15 protein-coding genes are annotated in these 19,822 nt (G+C 58.8%); 4 read left to right on the top strand and 11 right to left on the bottom strand.

Going from position 1 to position 19,822, the window contains the following annotated elements:
* Window positions 1-86: 86 nt before the first annotated feature.
* From QFX05_RS01895 to dinB, 6 genes are all read right to left on the bottom strand, one after another.
* On the bottom strand, window positions 87-1,952 hold the full coding sequence (locus tag QFX05_RS01895) for a peptidoglycan D,D-transpeptidase FtsI family protein (RefSeq protein WP_279740451.1): 1,866 nt from the start codon (window positions 1,950-1,952) through the stop codon (window positions 87-89).
* A 62-nt stretch (window positions 1,953-2,014) separates the two neighbouring features.
* Window positions 2,015-2,992 (bottom strand): amino acid ABC transporter ATPase, encoded by a 978-nt coding sequence (locus QFX05_RS01890; protein ID WP_279740449.1) that lies wholly within the window; start codon window positions 2,990-2,992, stop codon window positions 2,015-2,017.
* A 20-nt stretch (window positions 2,993-3,012) separates the two neighbouring features.
* Window positions 3,013-4,077: a 16S rRNA (cytosine(1402)-N(4))-methyltransferase RsmH gene (gene rsmH / locus QFX05_RS01885; protein ID WP_279740447.1), complete on the bottom strand. Its 1,065-nt coding sequence runs from the start codon at window positions 4,075-4,077 to the stop codon at window positions 3,013-3,015.
* Window positions 4,078-4,180: 103 nt separating this feature from the next.
* Window positions 4,181-4,612, bottom strand: coding sequence for a division/cell wall cluster transcriptional repressor MraZ (gene mraZ, locus QFX05_RS01880; RefSeq protein ID WP_279740445.1), 432 nt, complete (start codon window positions 4,610-4,612; stop codon window positions 4,181-4,183).
* Between the two features lie 504 nt (window positions 4,613-5,116).
* A complete protein-coding gene (locus QFX05_RS01875) occupies window positions 5,117-5,518 on the bottom strand; it encodes a DUF3040 domain-containing protein (protein WP_279740443.1) in 402 nt (133 codons plus the stop codon).
* Window positions 5,519-5,731: 213 nt separating this feature from the next.
* Entirely contained in the window at window positions 5,732-7,156 is a 1,425-nt protein-coding gene (gene dinB / locus QFX05_RS01870; protein WP_279740441.1) for a DNA polymerase IV, read from the bottom strand.
* Window positions 7,157-7,342: 186 nt separating this feature from the next.
* Between dinB and QFX05_RS01865 the strand changes: the two genes are divergently transcribed.
* Window positions 7,343-8,575 (top strand): polyprenyl synthetase family protein, encoded by a 1,233-nt coding sequence (locus QFX05_RS01865; RefSeq protein WP_279740439.1) that lies wholly within the window; start codon window positions 7,343-7,345, stop codon window positions 8,573-8,575.
* Between the two features lie 133 nt (window positions 8,576-8,708).
* On the opposite strand, the gene QFX05_RS01860 is transcribed toward QFX05_RS01865, so the two are convergent.
* The gene (locus tag QFX05_RS01860; RefSeq protein ID WP_279740437.1) at window positions 8,709-9,077 is read right to left on the bottom strand and encodes an Rv2175c family DNA-binding protein; all 369 of its coding nucleotides are present in this window, start codon (window positions 9,075-9,077) and stop codon (window positions 8,709-8,711) included.
* 249 nt (window positions 9,078-9,326) lie between these two features.
* On the opposite strand from QFX05_RS01860, the gene QFX05_RS01855 reads away from it, so the two are divergent.
* Complete coding sequence (locus QFX05_RS01855) at window positions 9,327-11,015, top strand: serine/threonine protein kinase (RefSeq protein ID WP_279740436.1); 1,689 nt, start codon at window positions 9,327-9,329, stop codon at window positions 11,013-11,015.
* Window positions 11,016-11,182: 167 nt separating this feature from the next.
* Here QFX05_RS01855 and QFX05_RS01850 read toward each other — a convergent pair whose 3' ends face one another.
* Window positions 11,183-12,547 (bottom strand): class II 3-deoxy-7-phosphoheptulonate synthase, encoded by a 1,365-nt coding sequence (locus QFX05_RS01850; RefSeq protein WP_279740434.1) that lies wholly within the window; start codon window positions 12,545-12,547, stop codon window positions 11,183-11,185.
* 305 nt (window positions 12,548-12,852) lie between these two features.
* Window positions 12,853-13,602 (bottom strand): lysophospholipid acyltransferase family protein, encoded by a 750-nt coding sequence (locus QFX05_RS01845; protein ID WP_279740432.1) that lies wholly within the window; start codon window positions 13,600-13,602, stop codon window positions 12,853-12,855.
* Between the two features lie 213 nt (window positions 13,603-13,815).
* Between QFX05_RS01845 and QFX05_RS01840 the strand changes: the two genes are divergently transcribed.
* Both QFX05_RS01840 and QFX05_RS01835 read left to right on the top strand, forming a co-directional pair.
* Entirely contained in the window at window positions 13,816-14,682 is an 867-nt protein-coding gene (locus QFX05_RS01840; RefSeq protein WP_279740430.1) for an alpha/beta hydrolase, read from the top strand.
* A 147-nt stretch (window positions 14,683-14,829) separates the two neighbouring features.
* Window positions 14,830-16,986 (top strand): AMP-binding protein, encoded by a 2,157-nt coding sequence (locus QFX05_RS01835; RefSeq protein ID WP_279740428.1) that lies wholly within the window; start codon window positions 14,830-14,832, stop codon window positions 16,984-16,986.
* A 126-nt stretch (window positions 16,987-17,112) separates the two neighbouring features.
* On the opposite strand, the gene QFX05_RS01830 is transcribed toward QFX05_RS01835, so the two are convergent.
* Window positions 17,113-18,570, bottom strand: coding sequence for a mycothione reductase (locus QFX05_RS01830; protein WP_279740426.1), 1,458 nt, complete (start codon window positions 18,568-18,570; stop codon window positions 17,113-17,115).
* A 273-nt stretch (window positions 18,571-18,843) separates the two neighbouring features.
* Window positions 18,844-19,656 (bottom strand): ParA family protein, encoded by an 813-nt coding sequence (locus QFX05_RS01825; protein WP_279740424.1) that lies wholly within the window; start codon window positions 19,654-19,656, stop codon window positions 18,844-18,846.
* Window positions 19,657-19,822: the final 166 nt, after the last annotated feature.

The following is a 19,822-nucleotide window of genomic DNA, read 5'->3' as shown; positions in this document are numbered from 1 at the left end:
TCTACGGGCTTTAGGCTTCGACAGGTGTTCAGTATCGGAGCTTCTTCATCACGAATCAGCTGCCGGTACCTCTCCCCCGCTCGCCTTTAGCTCGTCTTATTGGGGCTATCCTCAGCAAAAAGCGGAATCAACTCCGGTTCACCGGTAGAACGCGGCACATTATAGGTGTGCAGGGTCTTCTCCATAATCTTGGAGAACTCAGCCGTCGTACCGTTCGTACCCACGCTACCCTCGGGACGCTGCATGGTCACCGCCACCAAGAACTGCGGGTTCTCAATCGGCGCCACGCCAATAAAGGAGGTCGTGTTGCCGTCATAGCCGCCCTTCTCACTCGGAGCTTCCGCGGTACCAGTCTTACCGCCCACGCGGTAGCCGGTCACCTTCGCCGGACGGGCGTGGCCCTGCTCCACCATATTCTCCATGAGGGTCAGGCAGGAGGCGGCAGTCTGCTCGCTCACCATGCGTTCACCAGGCTCCACGGCACGCTTATGTTCGGTGCCGTCCGCGTCAATAATTGCGTCCACAATGCGCGGCTTCAGACGAACGCCCTTATTGCCCAGCGCCTGGAAAATCATGGCGGTCTGCAGCGGAGTCTGCGCAACACCCTGACCGAACAGCACAGTGTACTGCTGACGGCCATCCCAATCACGCCAATCAGCAATCAGGCCCTGCTCCTCACCGGTCAGCTCAATGCCGGTAAACTCGCCGACGCCGTACTTCTTCAACCAGTTGTAGCGCTCTTCCTTGCTGAGCTTCTGACCGACCAGCACCGTACCGGTATTCATCGAATCAGTAATAATGCCCGAGAAAGTACGCCGCTGCGCCCCGTGCTCAAACGCATCCTTGAAGGTCTGGCCGTCAATCGTGAGGGTCGCGGGCACATCATACACGCTAGTCGGAGTCGTCAGGCCCTGCTCAATCAGCGCCGAAGAAGTCAGCATCTTCTCGGTCGAACCGGGCTCCACGTTCTGCGAAATAGCGCGCGGAGTCATGTCCGCCGCATCCTCAATGGTTGCCGCACCCGGGTCCATCGTGGAGGAATCAGCAAGAGCCAAAATGGAGCCGTCACGCACATCCATAACAATGGCGGTACACCATTCAGCCTTCAGCTCCTCAGCGCGAGCACGTACCACCTGCTGCGCAAAATACTGCACATCACGGTTAATGGTCAGACGAATATTCTTACCGTCCACCGCCAGGCGCTGCTCTTCCTTCGCCACGGGGATACGCACACCATCAGCACTAATCTCGTAGGTACGCTCACCGGGGGTACCGGCAAGCTCCTTCTCGAAGACACGTTCAATACCCACCGAGAAGTTACGAGATACCGTACCGCCCTTACCGTTGCCGTCAGCCTCTTCAACAATGTTGTACTTGCCGACCACGGAGCCACCCACACTACCGTTGGGATACAGGCGCTGGGAGAACGCCTCACCGTAGATGAAGGGCGCGCCCAGGGCATCAATCTTGTTGAAAATTTCCGGGGTGATATTCGCCTTAATCACCGAGTACTTGGAGGTGCCGTCCAGCTTGGACTTGATGAACTCGTCGGTAACGCCTGGGTCAACGGTCTTGAGAATATCTACCATCTCGTACACCAGCTGGTTGGGGGTGACCTCAATCTTCTGGGTGCGGTCCTCGTTGTAACGCTTGAAGGTAGCCACGGCACTCTGGTCAGCGGTCAGGTTATAGCGCTGCACGGTACGCGCCATGACATTGCCGTTGATATCGAGAATCTGCCCGCGCACAGCAGGTAGTACCTGTGAGCGCAGACGCTTCTGACGGGACGCATTCGCCACCGCACCGGGATCAAAGCCCTGGCGGATAAACAGATTTGCACCGATGACGCCCAGAGCGCAGGTGGCAGCAGCGCCGGCTACAAAGCCACGGCGGGTCAGGTCCGGCTGACCGGATGCAGATTCGTTCGCATTACGGCGCGCGTCGAAGCTCATGCGGTGTGTCCTTTCGCTGGTCTAGTCTATCGGTGATGCTACGCATCCTGTGGTCAGTTGGGTTATCGCGCGGGTTGGCTTGCCGCGGGGCTAGCGGCAGGGCTGGGCTGCTGGGCAGTGCTCGGTGCGGCGGAAGCAGCCGGGCTGGCAGGTGCGCTATTCGCAGGTGCAGGATTAGCCTGCTGAGCGGGGCTTGCCGAGGCGCTTGCAGATGTCTTTGCCGCGGCGCTCGCCTGAGCGTGGCGCTGCTGAATAGACTTGTCAGCATCCACAATGCCCTTGGCGTAGCTTTCATTCGAACCCGCTGCCGGCGGCGAAATCAGGTTCTCCTGCTTGGATCCTCCAATGCCGGTGGGGCTTGCAGCCGGGACGGGGGTGCCCTCAATCGTGGAGGACTTCAGGTTCAGGGTCGCCTGCGAAGAGCTGACAAACATACCCAGGGTACTGGCGCGTATCGCCAAATCCTGCGGGGCTTCTTTGAAACCAATCTCCTGCTGTAGCGCTTGGTTCTCCTGCACAAGGCGCTGTTCCTGCGCGCGCAAATCCACCATGTCGTACTGTCGGGTCACAATCAGCACGTTGAGCAGCAGAATAAAAATCAGGGTCAGCGGAATTGCCGCAAAAACAGCGAGCATGGTGGGTGGGCTGAGCTTACGGGCTCGGCGGCGCACGGTCGAGAGCGGGTGACGCGACTTCGGCTTCTCCTCACGGGTCTCCTCGGTACGGGCTGCCGCGCGCACGCTCGAGGGCACGCGGCTCGCATTCGTCGAGGTGCGCTTACCGCCGTGCGAAGCCGCGGTGCTGGCGGGACGAACCACCGGCTGGGCTGCGGTGACCGGCTCCAGACGCGCGGTGCGGGTACGACCGGAGTGAGCTCGGGTGGAGGCGCGGCTCGCCCCGGTGGAGCCACCTGTAGAGGATGCGCGGGTAGAGCCAACGGCGCCGGAGGTACCGGCGGCAGGGCGCGAGGAACCGGCGCGTCGACTCCGCGGGGCGCCCTGGGTGCGGGTGGGGCGCGGGGATGCGTGCTGGGTGCTCACTCTTCTTCGCTTTCTGTCTTCTACTTGGCGGGGATGCGGATCTTCTCGGCGGCGCGCAGCTTGGCACTGGCGGCGCGAGAGTTCTGTTCGATTTCCTCGTCGGTAGGCGGTTCGGCGCCTCGGGTAATGATTTTGACGGTGGGCTTGTGCTCTTCAAGCTCTACCGGGAAGCCCTTGGGTGCCTTGGAGGATGCTTCTGCGGTCAGTGCCCTCTTGACGATCTTGTCTTCGAGGCTGTGGTAGCTCATGGCGACGAATCGGCCGCCGAGGTTGAGCGCGTCCAGGGCCGCCGGTACGGCGCGTTCGAGGGCTTCCAGTTCGTGGTTCACTTCGATGCGCAACGCCTGGAAGGTGCGCTTGGCGGGGTGGCCGCCGATGCGCTGCGCGGCGACGGGCACAGCCTTCTGGATGATACGCACGAGCTCACCGGTGGTTTCCAGGGGTGCGTTGGCTCGGGCGGTGCAGATGGCGCGGGCGATACGCGATGCGAACTTCTCTTCGCCCCAGTTGCGGATAATGCGGCGCAGCTGATCTTCGCTGTATTCGTTGACGACGATGCGGGCGGTGAGCTCGTCTTCGGAGTTCATGCGCATGTCCAGGGGCGCGTCGTAGGAGTAGGCGAAGCCTCGGGTGCGTTCGTCCAGTTGCATGGAGGAGACCCCCAGGTCCATCAGGATGCCATCGATGCCCTGCACGCCAGCGGCTTCCATGGCGCAGTCAATCTTGTCGTAGACAGCGTGAACAGGTACGAAGCGGTCACCGAAGCGTGCCAGACGCTCACCGGCGATAGCGTGTGCCTGCAGGTCGCGGTCAATACCGATCAGCACAAGGTTTTCGAAGCGTTCAAGCAGTGCCTCGGAGTGACCACCCATGCCGAGCGTGCCGTCAATGACGTAGGCGGTGCCGCGTTCCTCAACAGCACGTTCGACACCGGGGGCAAGCAGGTTAATGCAGCGGTCCAGCATGACGGGTACGTGGCGTTCGCTGGCTTCGCGCTGGGAGAGGTTCTCAATGGATGCGCCGGTGACCTTGGCGGCAGTACCGGAGTCGGTCGTACCGGTTTCGGGGGCGTGTTCTACGCTCATGGGTGCTCCTGTGAGAATTTGTCCTGCGGGAAAGCTTACGGAAGAATGGTGCGGTGCGATAGAGAGATGCCGGGCAATAGCCGTCACACCAGCAGAATGCTGGTTAGAGTAGCGGGCTGAATGGGTCCTCGTCGAGGGAGGCGAATTCAGCTTCGGTGCGGGCGAGGTATTCTTCCCAGACTGCGGCATCCCAGATTTCTGCGCGGGTACCGGATCCGATGACGACGAGGTTGTCGGTCAGTCCTGCGTACTGGCGCAGTATCGGAGGGATGGTGATGCGTCCCTGCTTGTCGGGCAGTTCGTCTGAGGCTCCGGAGAGGAAAACTCGTAGGAAGTCTCGGGCGGCTCGTCCTGGCAGGGGTGCGGTGCGCATCCGTTCGTGGATACGTTCAAATTCTGCGGCGGGGAAAACATACAGGCATCGTTCTTGACCGCGGGTCAGAACGAGGCCTGCTGAGAGTTCCTCACGGAATTTGGCGGGAAGGATGATGCGTCCTTTGGCGTCCATTCGTGGTGAGTAGGTACCTAGGAACATTCACTTCACCTCCCCGATGTGTGCCGTTGTGCTGAAGTCTGCGGGAGCGGGGCTGTTCCACAATCCTGCAGGTGCCGGTGGTAGGGTGTGCCAAACCAGCGCCTCCACCGCGTGTTTGAGGGCACGGCGATAGGACTGACTTTTCAGCTTCTTCCTCCACTTTACCCCACTTTGCACCACCTACCCCACCCGGCAGAGTATCTTTTAGTGTTTTTATGCTCTCTTCTGCATTTTTAACGCTGGTGCACAGCTTCTACACAGGTTCGGGCGTATGCACTCAGCGCTCCACCCTCATCATATTTGCCATACCCAGATTCAGTGACGGGGGCTGATTTCAGGATTTGGTGTGCTCCCTCTACCCAATTCCTCATACGTACATCTCTCACTAGTTCCGGCATAGAAAAAGCGGAGGTAAGAGCATTCTTACCTCCGCCTACGAAGTCTTGAGAGTGTAGTAGAGTACGGACACTTAGCCGCAAAAAAATTTATTGAGACAAATCAGTGTTAGAGCTTACCGTTGTTGCGTTCGTCCCAACGGTCCTCCAGTCGGTTCATGAAGGAGGACCGCTCCTTCTGTTCACGCTGACGTACACGCGCTGCGCCTTCTGCTTTACCGCCGAGGAAGGAATCAACCGGGGTCTTCTTACTGGTAGTTGCAAAGTACACGCCACCAGCCGCGAAGAGGAAGCCAAATACACCCAACCAAATCATGTTAGATGCGACCGCGCCAATAATGATACCCAGACCGATGAGAACGAAGAGAATGCCGAGAGCCAAATGGCGAGCACTAAAAACCGGCGCAGTATTGCCGGTTGAAGACATGGAGGAGGCAAAGTGCGGATCCTCATTGCTCATGAGTTCTTCAAGCTGGTCCAGAACCTTCTGTTCACGCTCAGACAGTGCCATCGTTTTCTCCTTTGAGGTGTCTCTGCTCAAGATGACGTCGGTATCAACCGGGTCATAACCGGGTTAGCCGATGTATCAGCTGGCGCGATAGCGCTTCTTCCCGTCGTATGCTTCCCATCGTACCGCGCCGGATGAGGTTGGCGCATTCTTTTTTAGGCAAAAGCAACTTAAGGTCTTCTACGGAGGGTGCCGCCCTTTCCGTGGTGGTTTCCCTCAGCCTCTTTTCCCTTCTTCAGACTCTTGCTCAGCTTTCCGTTGGGGTGAGGCAACTCCGGAGGCGGGTTTGAGGCTTTCCTGCGAGTACTTACGGTGAACGGCGTCCATGACGTGCTCCACCTCGGACCATCTGCCGTTTTTCATGAGGCGAGCGCCAGACCCCAAGCGAATACCAGACCCTGTGTGAGTACCGTTCCGCTGACTATTACCGGCTCCCCCACCGCCCCATTGTATGGAGATGGTTTTTGCGGAGAGGATTCTTGCGGAGCCAGTTTGCATGGAGCGTGAGCTTGCCCTGTTCTCAATGGAGTCGAAGAGAGTCTGTTGCACCCCGTCTTCTGCACGGGTTAGTTTCTCAGCGCGCACTCCAATGAGTCGCAGGGGGCGGGGCGCCGCCTGCCCTACCAAGATTCCATCTGCATGCAGGGCTTCCAATGCCAGGGAGGCAATCTGCATGCCGGAGTCTACAGGCACGTTCAGGGCAATAGCGCGGGTGTGCGTTTCGAAGGTGCTGTAGCGGATTTTGAGGCTGAGCCCTCCGGCGAGTTTCCCGGCTGTGCGCAGGCGCTTGCCCAGTTTGAGGCTCAGCTCCCGAATAGCAGCGCTAATCTCCTGGGCATCGGTCGCATCCACCTCGAAGGTATGCTCGCCCCCCATGCTTTTTTCTTCACGTTCGATCGTCACGGGGCGTTCATCAATGCCGCGCGCCATAGCCCAGAGGTGCTCACCTTGGGCTGTGCCGAAGCGTTCTTTGAGCCAGTCCAGGCTCATGGCCCTCATCTGGGCGATGGTGTGAATACCGTATCGGGAGAGCTGCTCGGTACTTTTCGCACCCACTCCCCACAGGTCGGAGACTTTTCTCGGGTCAAGAAATTCTTGAACGCGCTCGGGCGGAATAACCCACAGCCCGTTCGGCTTGCTACCGGTGGACGCCATTTTGGCGAGTAGTTTATTGGGCGCAACCCCCGCGGAGGAGGGTAGGGAAAGTTCCTGGGCGATGCGGTCGCGAGCATGCTGCGCCAGGGCGACGGGATCTTGGCCGTGCAGATAGGCGCCGGTTAGGTCCACAAAGGCTTCATCCACGCTAACCTGCTCAACGTAGGGGCTCAGATCGTTCAGGATTGCCATGACGGCGCGGGAGTAGTGCCGGTAGTCACCACGTAGCGGCAGGACGGTGGCATTGGGGCTGAGGTTTCGAGCGCGACTAAGCGGCATACCGGAACGCACTCCGTGGGCGCGCGCCTCGTAGGAGGCGGAACAGACGACCGAGCGGGGGCCCAGGGGCGCCACGATGATGGGTTCACCGCGCAGAGCGGGGTTTTCGAGGAGTTCGACGTTGACGAAGAAGGCATCCATGTCCAGGTGCATCATGACGCGACCGTTCCTTGCGCCACTATTCTTACCGGTTCGCGTCTGCCCCATGTCGCCTCCTCTTATAGCTTCTACACCCACCTACCGAAAAATATAGCATATTTCTACGAAAAACAGAGGCATCCTATCGTAAACGTGTTCGCAAATGCATTCTCTTGGACTTTTCTCCACTAAGCTAGAAGAAGTGCACACCGCACCGTATCAGGACCGTACACAGCGACCATCAGCGAGGATAGTATGACTCCCCCTTCTCCTTCCGGAGCACCCACTCCCCGAGCGACCGAGAGCCTCACCGTAGCGGCACCGAATATCCCGGCGGATTCTGCGCACCTCGCTGAGCGCATTGCTGAAGAGCAGCGAGCCTACCTGCACGCTTTTGACACTCTCATGGCTGAGTTTTTTGCAAGCCAGCGCAAGCTACTCGAGGGCATTTCTACCGAAACTCTACCCCTACTTGAGGCTATTGAGTCCCTCTCCACCGGCGGCAAGCGTCTACGTGCCTTGCTGAGCTACTGGGGCTGGCGCGGTGCGGGTGGCGCACCCGTAACCGAGAACCGCGCATCCTGGTCCATTGTGAAGGCTGGCATGGCGGTGGAGCTGTTCCAGACCTCCGCGCTGATTCACGACGACATTATCGACCGGTCCGATACCCGCCGCGGTGCCCCCTCCGTACACAAGCGTTTCGAAGCGGCACACGAGCAGAATAGTTGGCGCGGTGATGCTTTCAACTACGGGCTGACCGGCGGCATTCTTGCTGGCGATCTGACCCTGGCTTGGTCTGCCGAGGTTTTTACTTCCCTGGGTGAGGGGGCAATCTATGGCGCCCCTGCACGTACTATTTTTGACCGGATGCGCACCGAGGTTCTGGCGGGTCAATACCTGGACGTCTACTCCGAGGTTCTCGAAACCGAGGACGCTCAAGCGGCTCTGCAACGTGCCCTGAACGTAATTCGTTTCAAGTCCGCCAAGTACTCGTGCGAGCATCCCTTCACGATTGGTGGTGCTTTGGCTCTGCAGGCTACCGCACTGGAGAACAGCACCAGTGCCGTGAGCGAGCAGCACCCGGTACTTACCGGTTACCGCGCGTTCGGTCTGCCCCTGGGCGAGGGCTTCCAGCTGCGTGATGACGAGCTGGGTGTCTTCGGTCAGCCCGAGGTGACTGGTAAGCCCGCCGGCGATGACCTGCGTGAGGGGAAACGTACCGTGCTGGTGGCACTCACCTCCGCCGCCCTCGACGAGAAGGATGCGGCACTTCTGCATAATAGCTTAGGCGAGTCCGAGCTGAGCGATGAGCAGGTGGAGCGCATCCGTGAGCTAATGGTTTCTTCGGGTGCTTTCGCCAAGCATGAGCAGCTAATTGAGCAGAAGTCTCAGGCTGTGTTTGAGGCTCTGGAGGCAATGAACTTGGACGAGCTGACGCATGCGGCGCTGACCGATATTGTGGGCCGTGCGCTGCTTCGTAAGGCGTAGGGGTTCAATGCAGTTATAAACGTTAAACAAGTTGAGGCGGCATACTCCGGTATGCCGCCTCAACGTATTGAGCTATCGTTCCGGACAGGTGTCACCAAGCAGATGTTACCGGACCGGCGTTACCAAGCTAGTATTACCAAGCCAGTGCCTGCGCACGGCGACGGATTTCAGTCTTACGACCGTCAATCAGTGCGTCGATGGGACGGCCGGGCAGGGACTCGTCGTTAGTGTACAGCCAGGTAATGGCTTCTTCATCGCTAAAGCCGGAGTCCTTCAGGACAGCGAGGGTGCCCTTGAGGGATTCCAGAACTCGCGAACCGTTCATGAACAGTGCGGGTACCTTGCGCACGTTGGTTTCCGGGTCGCGCAGCGCGATAAGCGTACCGTCAGAAATCAGGTTGTGCACGCGGGTCACCTTCAGGTCGAGGGCGTGCGCAATTTCGGGGATAGTTACCCAATCGCCAACGAGGGCGAAGGTCTGAGCAATATTTTCGTTAGTCACCTTTTAAGAGTGCCAGAGCTGGCACGTATTTACCACTTTTGACCCGTATCTGGCACGGGAGCTCTCCTACGCACCTTTCGTTTTTGTTCGTTGTCTACGGTTCTTGAGTTGGGTGCGGAGCCCTCGGTGCTTCTTAAGAATTCGCTGAGTGTTCACCTGCTCGGTTCTCTTTGGCATCGCTTCTATCCAGGTGGGCGGGCTAAAATGAGGAAACGTATGAATACTCCCAGCACACGCCAAACTTCTCCCGTGAACCCCCAAGCTTTCTCATCTTCAAAGACTTCTGTTCCTCCCGCCACTCGTCCCGCTGCCCCGGATACCGCTATCGGTTCTTCGCAGTGGCTTAGTAGCGCCATTATTGAGGGTCACTACCAGGTGGGTTCACTCATTGGCCGCGGCGGCATGAGCGAGGTCTATTATGCGCTGGACCTGTGGTCAAATAACCCGGTTGCGCTCAAGGTCCTCTCCCCCGCTCTGGCTGAAGACGCGGCAAACCGCCAGAAGTTCCACCGTGAAGAGCGTTCAATGCGTCAGGTAGGTGGTGGCGGACATACGGTGGGTGTGATCTCTTCGGGTACCGAATATTTTTTGGGTCAGATGGTCATGTATATCGTGCTCGAGTACGTGCACGGTTGTACACTGAGCCAGCTGCTGCGTGTGCGTGAGGCTCTGTCCCTGGGTGAGGCTCTGGATATCCTCATTCCAGTGGTGGAGGCACTCTCGGAGGTGCATGCGAACCGCTACCTGCACGGCGATATTAAGCCGGGCAATATTCTTCTCGACGCTAACGGTCAGGTGAAGCTCACGGACTTTGGTCTTTCCCGTCGTGATGATCAGGTGGATGCGGGCGCACCCATGGGCACCCCCGTCTACGTTGCACCGGAGGTCCTTGATCCGGAGGTGAAGGTCGGCGCGCAGGCTGATATTTTTGCGCTCGGCGTGATGATGTACCGCATGCTTTCGGGTCGTCTACCCTTTGTGGGTCTGGAGAATGACCAGCAGGTGCTCTACCATAACGCCAACATTGAGATGCCCGCGCTGACCGATGTTGCGCCGGGTGCGGACCGCGATATTGCGGGGCTGGTTTCGTGGTGTACCCGCAAGCAGCCTCATGCCCGTCCCGAGGATGCAACTGACCTGTTCACTGCTCTGCTGGAGATTTCTGAGTCATTGGGTGAGTCCGAGCGCGCTTGGCGTGCCCCCTCGTACCCAGAGCCGGAGCTTCCCCTCTGGGAGGCTGTTGCCGATATTGCGGAGCGTAGCGGCGCTGCACAGATGGTGCGTAACACCCCGATTAGTGCTTTTAGCGATGCCCGCGATCTGCTGGTCTACGATGTCTACTCCCCCGACAGCCTCGTGTACGATACATCGGAGGCTGGTCAGGGTGTGCACCTTGCCGACGTTGACGCTGAGGACTCGGTGCTGAACTGCCAAGGTATTCCGCCTCTGGTCAGTTCCGCTCCCTATAACGAGGATTCTGAGAGCGAGCCGGAGAAGGGCCAAAAGTCCGCTAAGCTCGGTTTGGGTTCTTTCCTTGACCACCGTGCGGGCGCGAAGGTCCCGCAGACTCAGTCCGTTGGTATTGGTCCGCAGACGGAGCAGGAGTTTATCTCAGCTAACGGCGAGTACGCCCCGATTCAGGCGGAACGTTCGTTGAGCCCCTCGGGTTCGCGCCGTTCAAGGGTTAAGGGGGCGGGGAGCGATTCTGAGGCTGAGGAGTCTACGGGTATTTCTAATGATTCCGCTCAGTCTTCGAAGAAGAATCCTCGTCTGCCTGCTAAGCAGTTTAGGACTCCGCCTTCCGGTATGGCGGTGGGCGGTTGGGCTCTGGCCTTGATTCTGATGGGTATGGGCGCGAGCTTTACCGGCTGGTGGCTTGCTACTTCGTTGGTGCAGTCGGCGTGGTGGCGTAATATTGAGGCGTTCCTGACCTTCTAGCGTCTGCTGTGCTTAACATCTGCGGTACCTAGCACCTGCCGCGTCACTCTTCTGCCGAGCGTAGGTTAAACACAATGCCCTGGTCTTCATCTTTGTCAGGTGAAGACCCGGGCATTGTTGTGTCTGCTGCTCACCGCCAACTCTAGCGGCGAAAAGCATGAGCGTTTTTATGCGCGGTTCTTGAGGTACTCGGAGACCAGGAACGCGATTTCCAGGGACTGCGAGTGGTTCAGACGAGGGTCGCACAGGGACTCGTAGCGGCTTGCCAGCGCTGCCTCGTCGATGGCGTCGGAGCCACCCAGGCATTCAGTCACGTCGTCACCGGTCATCTCCACATGAATACCGCCGGGGAATGTGCCCAGCACCTCGTGCACCTCGAAGAAGCCTCGAACCTCGTCGAGTACGTCGTCGAAGCGGCGGGTCTTGTAGCCGGAAGGCACAGAGATAGTGTTGCCGTGCATCGGATCGGTAACCCAGACAACCTTTGCGCCTTCAGCCTGCACGCCCTCAACGATTGCGGGTAGCTTCTCGCGGATGTTCTTTGCGCCCATGCGGGTGATGAAGGTCAGTCGGCCGGGTTCGCGGTTCGGGTCGAGCTTATCGATCAGTGCGAGTGCATCCTCCGCGGTGGTGGTCGGGCCCAGCTTCACGCCGATGGGGTTGCGGACCTTGGAGAGGAAGTCCACGTGTGCATCGTCGATGCCGCGGGTGCGCTCACCAACCCACAGGAAGTGTGCGGAGGTGTCGTAGGGCAGCTGGGTACGCGAGTCGATGCGGGTGAGGGCACGCTCGTAGTCCATTACCAGGGCTTCGTGGCCGACGTACATATCGGTGGTCTTGAGTGCTTCGAAGTTAACGCCGCAGGCTTCCATGAACTTGAGGGCGCGACCGATTTCGCGGGCGGTCTTCTCGTAGCGCTCATGCGCGGGGTTGGAGGTGAAGCCGCGGTTCCACTGGTGTACGGCGCGCAGGTCTGCGAAGCCGCCCTTGGTGAAGGCACGAATCAGGTTCAGGGTGGAGGCGCTGGTGTGGTAGCCCTGTAACATGCGCTTGGGGTCGTGTACGCGGGCTTCGGGGGTGAATTCGAAGCCGTTGACAGTTTCACCGCGGAAGGAGGGCAGGGTAACGTCGCCGCGGGTTTCCATGTCTGCGGAACGCGGCTTGGAGAACTGACCCGCCATACGGCCCATCTTCACCACGGGCATGGAGGCGCCGTAAGTGAGCACTGCAGACATCTGCAGGATAGTCTTGACACGGCCGGAGATCTTATCAGCGGTTGCGCCCGCGAAGGTTTCTGCGCAGTCCCCGCCCTGCAACAGGAATGCGCGGCCTTCAGCAACCTCACCGAGTGCCTGGCGCATGGCGTCGACCTCACCGGCGAAGACGAGCGGCGGTACCGAGTTCAGTTCGGCGATGGTGCTTTCAAAATCTTCGTGTTCGCTCCAGGTGGGCTGCTGGTCAATGTTCAGCTGACGCCAGGTGTCCAGGCCGTGGTCGGGGGTCTGCGAGGTGCCGAGGTTTTGATTGCTCATCTTCACTCCATCGGGATGGTCTTGTGCGTTTTCTGGTTCAGCCCCGTTTCGGGCGCCCGGCGCGCAGCGTACGGCGTGCTGGCTTGCGATTTTTCAAGCTGAATAGACCTAATTGTACTCTTGCTTGCTTCAACACCTAACCCTGCACTCAGGTATATCTCACATGTTTAGATAGCGCCCCAGGTGTCGGCGATAGGAGGGTTGATGAGCACCGTTGCAGAACGCCATACGAAAGGGCAGGATACGGCATGTACCGCATCCCGCCCTCTGTCGTAGGTGTGCACCCGGGGGTGCTGTCTTATTGTTTAGTGCTGCAGGTGTGCGACTGCCGCATCAGCACTCATGTTCTTATCAGTCATGATCTTCTTGACGCGGTCGGCATACACGTCCACGTATTCCTGGCCGCTCAGAGCACGGATCTCGGAGCCGATACGGTCGGCGATTTCACGCTGAACTCGGTGGCTCATGTCTGAGCCGTCGGTGTATTCTTCGAAGCTGAGGGGCTTGCCGATAATCGTGCGCACCTGAATGGGCTTGCCGTCGTGGCGCAGACGGACACGGTTTGAGCCGGAGGGCTGAATCAGGTCGGTACCGATCTGGCCGACGGGTACTACGGGTACGCCGGTTTCTAGGGCGAGGCGGGCTACGCCGACCTTGGGGCGGTAGCCGCGTCCGTCGGGGCTACGGGTGCCTTCGGGGTAGATGCCGATGATACCGCCATCCTTGAGGACCTGCCCGCCGGCGTTGAGGGATTCCTGGCTCTTTTGGCCGCCGGAGCGGTCCATGGGAAGCTGGCCAACACCGCGGAAGAATGCCGCCATGGCACGACCCTTCACGCCGGGGGTGGTGAAGTAGTCGCTCTTGGCGAGGAAGTTCACGGTGCGAGGCATGGCGAGAGGAATAAAAATGGAGTCGCAGAATGCCAGGTGGTTGCTGGCGACAATGTAGGGTCCCTCGGGCAGGTTTTCCAGGCCATCCACGTCGTGGTGGTACAGTCCCTGTAGCAGGGGTGAGCCAAGAACCTTGAGCGTTGAATAGAGGGCGGTGTTTGGCATTGGGGTCTCCTCTCTGAATATTCCCGGGTCAATTCTATCCTGTCTGGAGCGTAGCGAGATAATAAAAGAAAGAGAACGATTTTTCTGCGCACCGGTGTATCGATGCACTTGAGGCGATAAGACCGTGAGTTGCTGCACCTCAGGTGTTCTGAGCGGGTGCGCTATAGAGCCTGCACCTGCGCTAATAGCACCGCAGGTAGGCGAAGGAGGACCATGAGCATTTTCGATAATTCGCTGGAACCGGTTAAAAGAATTCGGTGTAAGGCTCGCGAGCGCAGGCTTCTTGCGACCCAAAATGTTAAGGAATCTTTGGCGCGTTGGCTCGGGGAAGAGCAGGATGCCTTCGACCATTCTCCTGTTTCTTTTACCCCTGATTTGGCGCAGCATTCTGTGGGTATTTTGCTGGTGCATGGCTTTACGGGTTCACCGCACAGTATGCGCCCGGTGGCGCAGCATTTTATGGAGCTCGGGTATGCGGTGGAGATGCCTGTACTGACTGGTCACGCGACCCGTTGGCAAGATTTGCGTGATAGTACGTACCAGCAGTGGCTGGCTTCTGCCGAGCAGGGGTACCGCCGCCTGACTGATCAGGGTCTGCAGGTGGTGGTCATTGGTATGTCGATGGGTGGCACGGTGGCAACTCATCTATCGGCGCATCTGCCGGTGGTGGGCACGGTGCTGATTAACCCCTACATGGTAAATGTGAACCCGATGATGCGCCATACTGGCAAAGTGGCTAAGGTTCTGCCGATACTCAAGGCAATCGGTTCCGATATTGCGGTTCCAGGCGTGAGTGAGGGCGCGTATTCTATCGTTCCGACGGCGGCGGTGTATCAGTTGCATCTTTTGGGTGCAGAGACTCGTGCTCTGATTCCGCAATTGAAGTCACCGGTTCTATATTTGCGTTCACTGGGTGATCATACTGTGTCAGATAGCTCTCACAAATATTTTCTCGAACATTGTTCAGCTCCTGTAGAATTTAGGTGGCTGACCCGCAGCTACCATGTGGCAACGCTCGACTACGACGCCGAGTATCTTCTCTCCACTGTTCAAGCTTTTGTCGCATCCCTAAACCATTAAATTCTGAAGGTTCCACCCGTTGGCGAATGCATCACCCGCCGCGGTGGGCAGAACATTCAGAAAGCCATCACGGCACCTCGAGCCATCGAGGACAGCCCGCGGCACCGAATCCGCCACGGGCTCACGCCCTGATTTGAAAGGCGCATTATGAAAGTCTTCTCCACTCCCGCTGAGGTTATTGTCGACCCCTCACTGAATCTGACAAGCATTGTTGAGCGCCACCGTGCCGATAGCTCCAATCCGGTGCTGTACCGCCGTCAGATGTCTCCAGGTAACTGGCAGCCGGTTCGAGCCCAACAGTTCCACCAGATGGTGACCGACCTGGCTAAGGGTATGATTGCCGCTGGTATCCGCCCGGGTGACCGTGTGGGTATTATGAGCCGTACCCGTTTTGAGTGGACTGTCATTGACTTTGCGATTTGGTATGCCGGCGCTGTCTCCGTGCCGGTGTATGAAACGAACGCTGCCGCCCAGGCGGCGTGGGCACTGTCCCATTCTGAGGCTGTTGCTATTTTTGTTGAGGATGAGAAGCTCCTGAATCGTGTGGCTGAGGCTGAAGATTACGCCGCTTCTACTCCTGAGCCATGCCAACTCAAGCACCGCTGGGTCATTGAGAACGGCGATCTTGACGTTTTGAGCGCTCGCGCGTCCGAGGTGAGCGAGGAGCAACTGGAGCAGGTACGTTCCGCTGCCGGTTGTGATGACCTCGCGACCATTGTGTATACCTCCGGCACGACCGGCCGTCCCAAGGGTTGCGCACTGACTCACGGCCACTTCCTAAACCTAAGTGTCAACACCAAAATGGTCGAACCCGAGATTGCGAATTCCCGCAACTCCTCTATTCTTTTCTTGCCGTTGGCGCACGTTCTGGCGCGTCTGATTCAGGTACTGGCGCTGGACGCTGGCCTGGTTATCGGCCACTCCCCCAATATTAAGAACCTGGCTGCTGACTTGGATAGCTTCAAGCCGACCATGCTGCTGGTGGTTCCTCGCGTCTTTGAGAAGGTATACGAGGGCGCCATGGCGAAGGCGGCTAAGGGCGGTAAGTTCAATAAGTCGCTCTTTGAGCGTTCCACTGACATTGCGGTGCGCTGGTCGCAGGCGAAGGTTGAAGGCCGCATACCCGTCAAGCTGGCGGCACAGTACGCTCTATACGACAAGCTGGTCTACTCGAAGCTGCGTGCGGCTCTGGGCGGCGAGCTACGTTACGCGGTTTCGGGCGGTGGACCCCTCGGCGAGCGCACGGCGCACTTCTTCCACGCGGTAGGTGTTCAGGTGGTTGAGGGTTACGGTCTGACCGAGACCTGCGCCCCGATTGCGGCTGGCCGTATCAACCCGTACCAGATTGGCATGATTGGCCCGCTCATCCCCGGTTCCGAAGGCTATATTGCTGAGGATGGCGAGCTTCTGGTTCGTGGTGTAGGCGTGATTAGCAGCTACTACAAGAACCCCGAAGAGGACGCTCAGGCGTTCACTAAGGATGGTTGGTTCCGTACCGGTGACCTGGCTCGTTTCGATGAGCGCGGCTACCTGAAGATTGTGGGCCGCAAGAAGGAAATCATTGTCACCGCCGGCGGTAAGAACGTGATTCCGGGTATTGCAGAGACTCATCTGCGTACCTCTCCCCTGGTTTCTCAGGCGATGCTGGTAGGCGATGAGAAGCCATTCATTGCGGCTCTGGTGACCCTGGATCCGGATACCCTGCCCGAGCAGTTGGAGCACCTGGGTCTGCCACGTTCGCTCTCCATCCCGGAGGCTGCTGTTCACCCGGCGGTTCGTGCTGCGGTTCAGAAGCTCGTGGACGAGGCGAATCAGTTAGTTTCCCGTGCTGAGGGTATTCGCGAGTTCCGCATTATGAACCGCGACCTGACCGAGGCGGACGGCTATCTGACTCCTTCGCAGAAGCTGCGCCGCGCGAAGATTCTGCAGGACTTCTCCTCCTACGTGGATGAGATGTACGGCAAGGTTTCCGATAGTACGTCGGATTCTTTGGCTCGTCTACAGGAGTACGCGGCGGAGCAGTCTGAGAAGTTCGCTGAGCTGCGTGAGCAGGCTGCCGAGCGTCTGCAAGAATACGCGGATCATCAGGCGGAGCGTCTTGCCGAGCTGCGTGAGCAGGCGGCTGAGAAGTTTGAGGAGCTGCGTGAGCAGACCGCCGAAATGATGCAGAAGCCTCATGACGAGAAGGCTGGGGATTCCTCCGCTGAGGTTTCTTCCGCCGAGACTCCCATTGAGAAGCCCGCGCAGGCTGAGAAGAAGACTGCAGAGCAGAGCCCTCAGAAGTCTGACAGCGACAAGGTATAACCGGCTCTGGCCACTATTAACGAGAGGAGGGGGTCGTACCACTTAGGTACGACCCCCTCCTCTCTGTTTGTTCGCCAGAGACCTCGGTTTCCGGACGTTATCTAGCCGTCGTTAGATGGCAGATTCTTAGTTTGCGGGCTCGTCGAATTCCAGACCGAGCAGCGCATTCTCAACGATTTCGGTCAGCGCCGGGTGAATCCAGTACTGGCCGCGTGCGAGAGTACGCGCATCCATGCCGAAGCTCATTGCCTGCAGTAGCGGCTGAATGAGCACGGAGGACTCTTCACCGACCAGGTGTGCACCGAGCAGCTCGCCGTTGTCCTTGCGAGCAATGAGCTTGCACAGGCCGGTCTTGTCTTCCATTGCCCAGCCGTAAGCGGTGTCGCCAAAGTTCTGTACCTTGACGGTAATCTCAAAGCCTTCACGCTCAGCCGCCTGGCGCGCCTGCTCTTCGGTCATGCCGACTACGGCAATCTGCGGGTTGCTGAAGACCGCGCCGGGCACGTAGCGGTGGTCGCTAGCACGCAGGTCCTCGGGGTGGCTGAGGTTATGCTGCACAACGCGTGCCTCGTGGTTTGCCACGTGCTTGAGCTGGTAGCGGCTGGACACGTCCCCGAGGGCGAAGACGCCGGGTACGGGTGCGCCGTTGTAGAGCACGCGCTGGTACTTATCGACGCTAAGCTGACCGCCGTCCTGCACGTCGAAGTAGTTCTTTGCGTTGAGGGTGTCGGTGTTGGGGCGGCGACCGGTTGCTACGAGCACAGCGTCTGCCGGGATTTCGAGCAGTTCTTCACCGTTCTCGGTGGTGCGCTTCGCTACGACGGTTACGCTGCCGTCGGCGTTTTCACGGATTTCGGAGAGACCAGCATTCTTGACGATGTTCCACTGCTTGCTTGCGGCTTCTTCAAAACGTGCCACGGCCTCTTCGTCCATGCCGCGCAGCAGGCGGGAGGAGCGGTTCAGCTGGGTTACTTCGGTGCCGAATGCGGAGAAAACGTGGGAGAATTCTGCCGCAATCACGCCGCCGCCGATGACGACCATGCGGGCGGGCAGTTCGTCCAGGCGCATGACGTTGTCGTTGGTGTAGACCTTGGAGGAGTCGATACCGGGCACGGGAGGCAGCACGGCGCGCGAACCTGCCGCAACGACGATCTGGCGGCCCTGCAGGCGGGTGCCGTCGGTCAGCTCAACGGTGTGGGAGCCTACGAAGCGTGCGTACTGGTCGTAGAAGTCGACGTTGGGCAGGCCGGCACGCCAGTCGCGACCACCTGCAGAGATCTGGTCAATGCGGGAAGCAAAGATGCGGTCACGAATCTGTGCCCAGTGCACGGCGTCTACGTGTGCGTCGACACCCAGGTGCTTGACCTCGCGGGTCTTCTGCGCGATAGTCGCCGGGTAGACGTACATCTTGGTTGGGATGCACCCAACATTCAGGCAGGTGCCACCGAAGATACCGCCGTCGATGAGGGCAACTTTCTTATCGTCCCATTCGGGGCCGATGAGGCTATTGCCGGATCCGGAGCCGATGACGATGAGGTCGTATTGTGCTACGCCATCAATGCGTTCTACGTTCTCGATGCTCATGTGGTCCTCTCGTTGTTAGTGTTGAGGCTGGTCTCGTTCCCAGCGTGCCCCTCGATCGCGGGGATATTTCTGTTACTGCCACTATAACGTGTACGGGCGGCACGCTATTCCCGCTATCTGGCATCAATGTTGACAGATAAGCGAAAGTGCGCGGTCCCAAAGAACCACAGCACTGAGAACACAGCGGTTCTTTGAGAAGACGCACTTAAGCGTTGAAACTATGTGAACCCGCGGATTAGTGACGCGTAGATGTCTGCGCTTAGAGGTCAGCGATTAGAAGTCTGCCATAAGTCCAGCCAGCAGGCGGGTGAAGTCAATGGCGGGATCAACCGATTCTTCGTCGGGCCAAAAATGAATCGGGTACGCGGCACCCTGGGCGCGCTGCAGCACGGGGCTTTCAGCGAGCACGGGTTCTGCCACGAGCTCGCCGAAGAGGGAACGCATTTCGTCGCGTCGGTAGCGGTGTTCGCTGTCGTTGGGGCGCATCTTGTTGATAACTACTCCCGCACCGTCAATACTGATGCCGCTTTCCTGCTGAAAGCGCACGATGGCACGCAGGGTTCGTTCGGTGCCCGCCACGGAGAAGAGGGAGGGCTCTGCGACCGAGAGGATGCGCTCGCTAACCGCCCAGCCCATGGAAGACAGGGTTCCGAGGAACGGCGGGCAGTCGATTAGGATGACGTCGTAGACGTCTGCTGCTGACTCCACCATGCGCTTGAAGCGGCGGATGAACGGTGCGGCTTCCTGGCGGTCCACGAGGGTGGAACGAGCCGAACCGCGTGCTACCTTCACGCTACCTGTGGTCACGGGGTTATTGGTCAGCAGGGTGGGTTTGCCGACGAGAGCATTCCAGGAGGAGCTACCAGCTTCTTCCGTGAAGGCACGTTCATTGGAGCTAGCGATTAGAGAGGCGACGTCGGGGATGGTTTCATCCACTGCCAGGCCGGTGCTGGCGTCACCGTGGGGGTCGAGGTCAATAACGAGTGTGGAGAGTCCGCTGTGTAATGCCGCGGAGGCTAGCCCCAAAGTGATGGACGTTTTGCCAACGCCACCTTTGAGACTGCTGATACTGACGATACGGGGCATGCAGATCCCTTTTTGAGTGAGGTGTAATGCCCCTTTATTTTAGCGAATCTTCGCTTTTCTTCCGGGTCTTACAGGGGTGTATCTTGAGTTTTTTCTCAAGTAAGCAATGAATATTCCTTCAGATTTAAAAGTTCTGCCCGCGCTCGCCACCTGGTAGGTAGTGAAC

The organism is Rothia similimucilaginosa, from assembly GCF_029850875.1.
Classification (GTDB): domain Bacteria; phylum Actinomycetota; class Actinomycetes; order Actinomycetales; family Micrococcaceae; genus Rothia.
This window is presented reverse-complemented; position numbering and strand designations above follow the sequence as displayed.

What these genes read in the sequence shown, in the direction of transcription:
- QFX05_RS01835 (WP_279740428.1), top strand. Translation starts at nt 14,830, where the DNA reads ATGAAAGTCTTCTCCACTCCCGCTGAGGTTATTGTCGACCCCTCACTG.
- QFX05_RS01830 (WP_279740426.1), bottom strand. Translation starts at nt 18,570, where the DNA reads ATGAGCATCGAGAACGTAGAACGCATTGATGGCGTAGCACAATACGAC.
- QFX05_RS01875 (WP_279740443.1), bottom strand. Translation starts at nt 5,518, where the DNA reads ATGGCACTGTCTGAGCGTGAACAGAAGGTTCTGGACCAGCTTGAAGAA.
- rsmH (WP_279740447.1), bottom strand. Translation starts at nt 4,077, where the DNA reads ATGAGCGTAGAACACGCCCCCGAAACCGGTACGACCGACTCCGGTACT.
- QFX05_RS01850 (WP_279740434.1), bottom strand. Translation starts at nt 12,547, where the DNA reads ATGAGCAATCAAAACCTCGGCACCTCGCAGACCCCCGACCACGGCCTG.
- QFX05_RS01825 (WP_279740424.1), bottom strand. Translation starts at nt 19,656, where the DNA reads ATGCCCCGTATCGTCAGTATCAGCAGTCTCAAAGGTGGCGTTGGCAAA.
- mraZ (WP_279740445.1), bottom strand. Translation starts at nt 4,612, where the DNA reads ATGTTCCTAGGTACCTACTCACCACGAATGGACGCCAAAGGACGCATC.
- QFX05_RS01840 (WP_279740430.1), top strand. Translation starts at nt 13,816, where the DNA reads ATGAGCATTTTCGATAATTCGCTGGAACCGGTTAAAAGAATTCGGTGT.
- dinB (WP_279740441.1), bottom strand. Translation starts at nt 7,156, where the DNA reads ATGGGGCAGACGCGAACCGGTAAGAATAGTGGCGCAAGGAACGGTCGC.
- QFX05_RS01895 (WP_279740451.1), bottom strand. Translation starts at nt 1,952, where the DNA reads ATGAGCTTCGACGCGCGCCGTAATGCGAACGAATCTGCATCCGGTCAG.
- QFX05_RS01845 (WP_279740432.1), bottom strand. Translation starts at nt 13,602, where the DNA reads ATGCCAAACACCGCCCTCTATTCAACGCTCAAGGTTCTTGGCTCACCC.
- QFX05_RS01865 (WP_279740439.1), top strand. Translation starts at nt 7,343, where the DNA reads ATGACTCCCCCTTCTCCTTCCGGAGCACCCACTCCCCGAGCGACCGAG.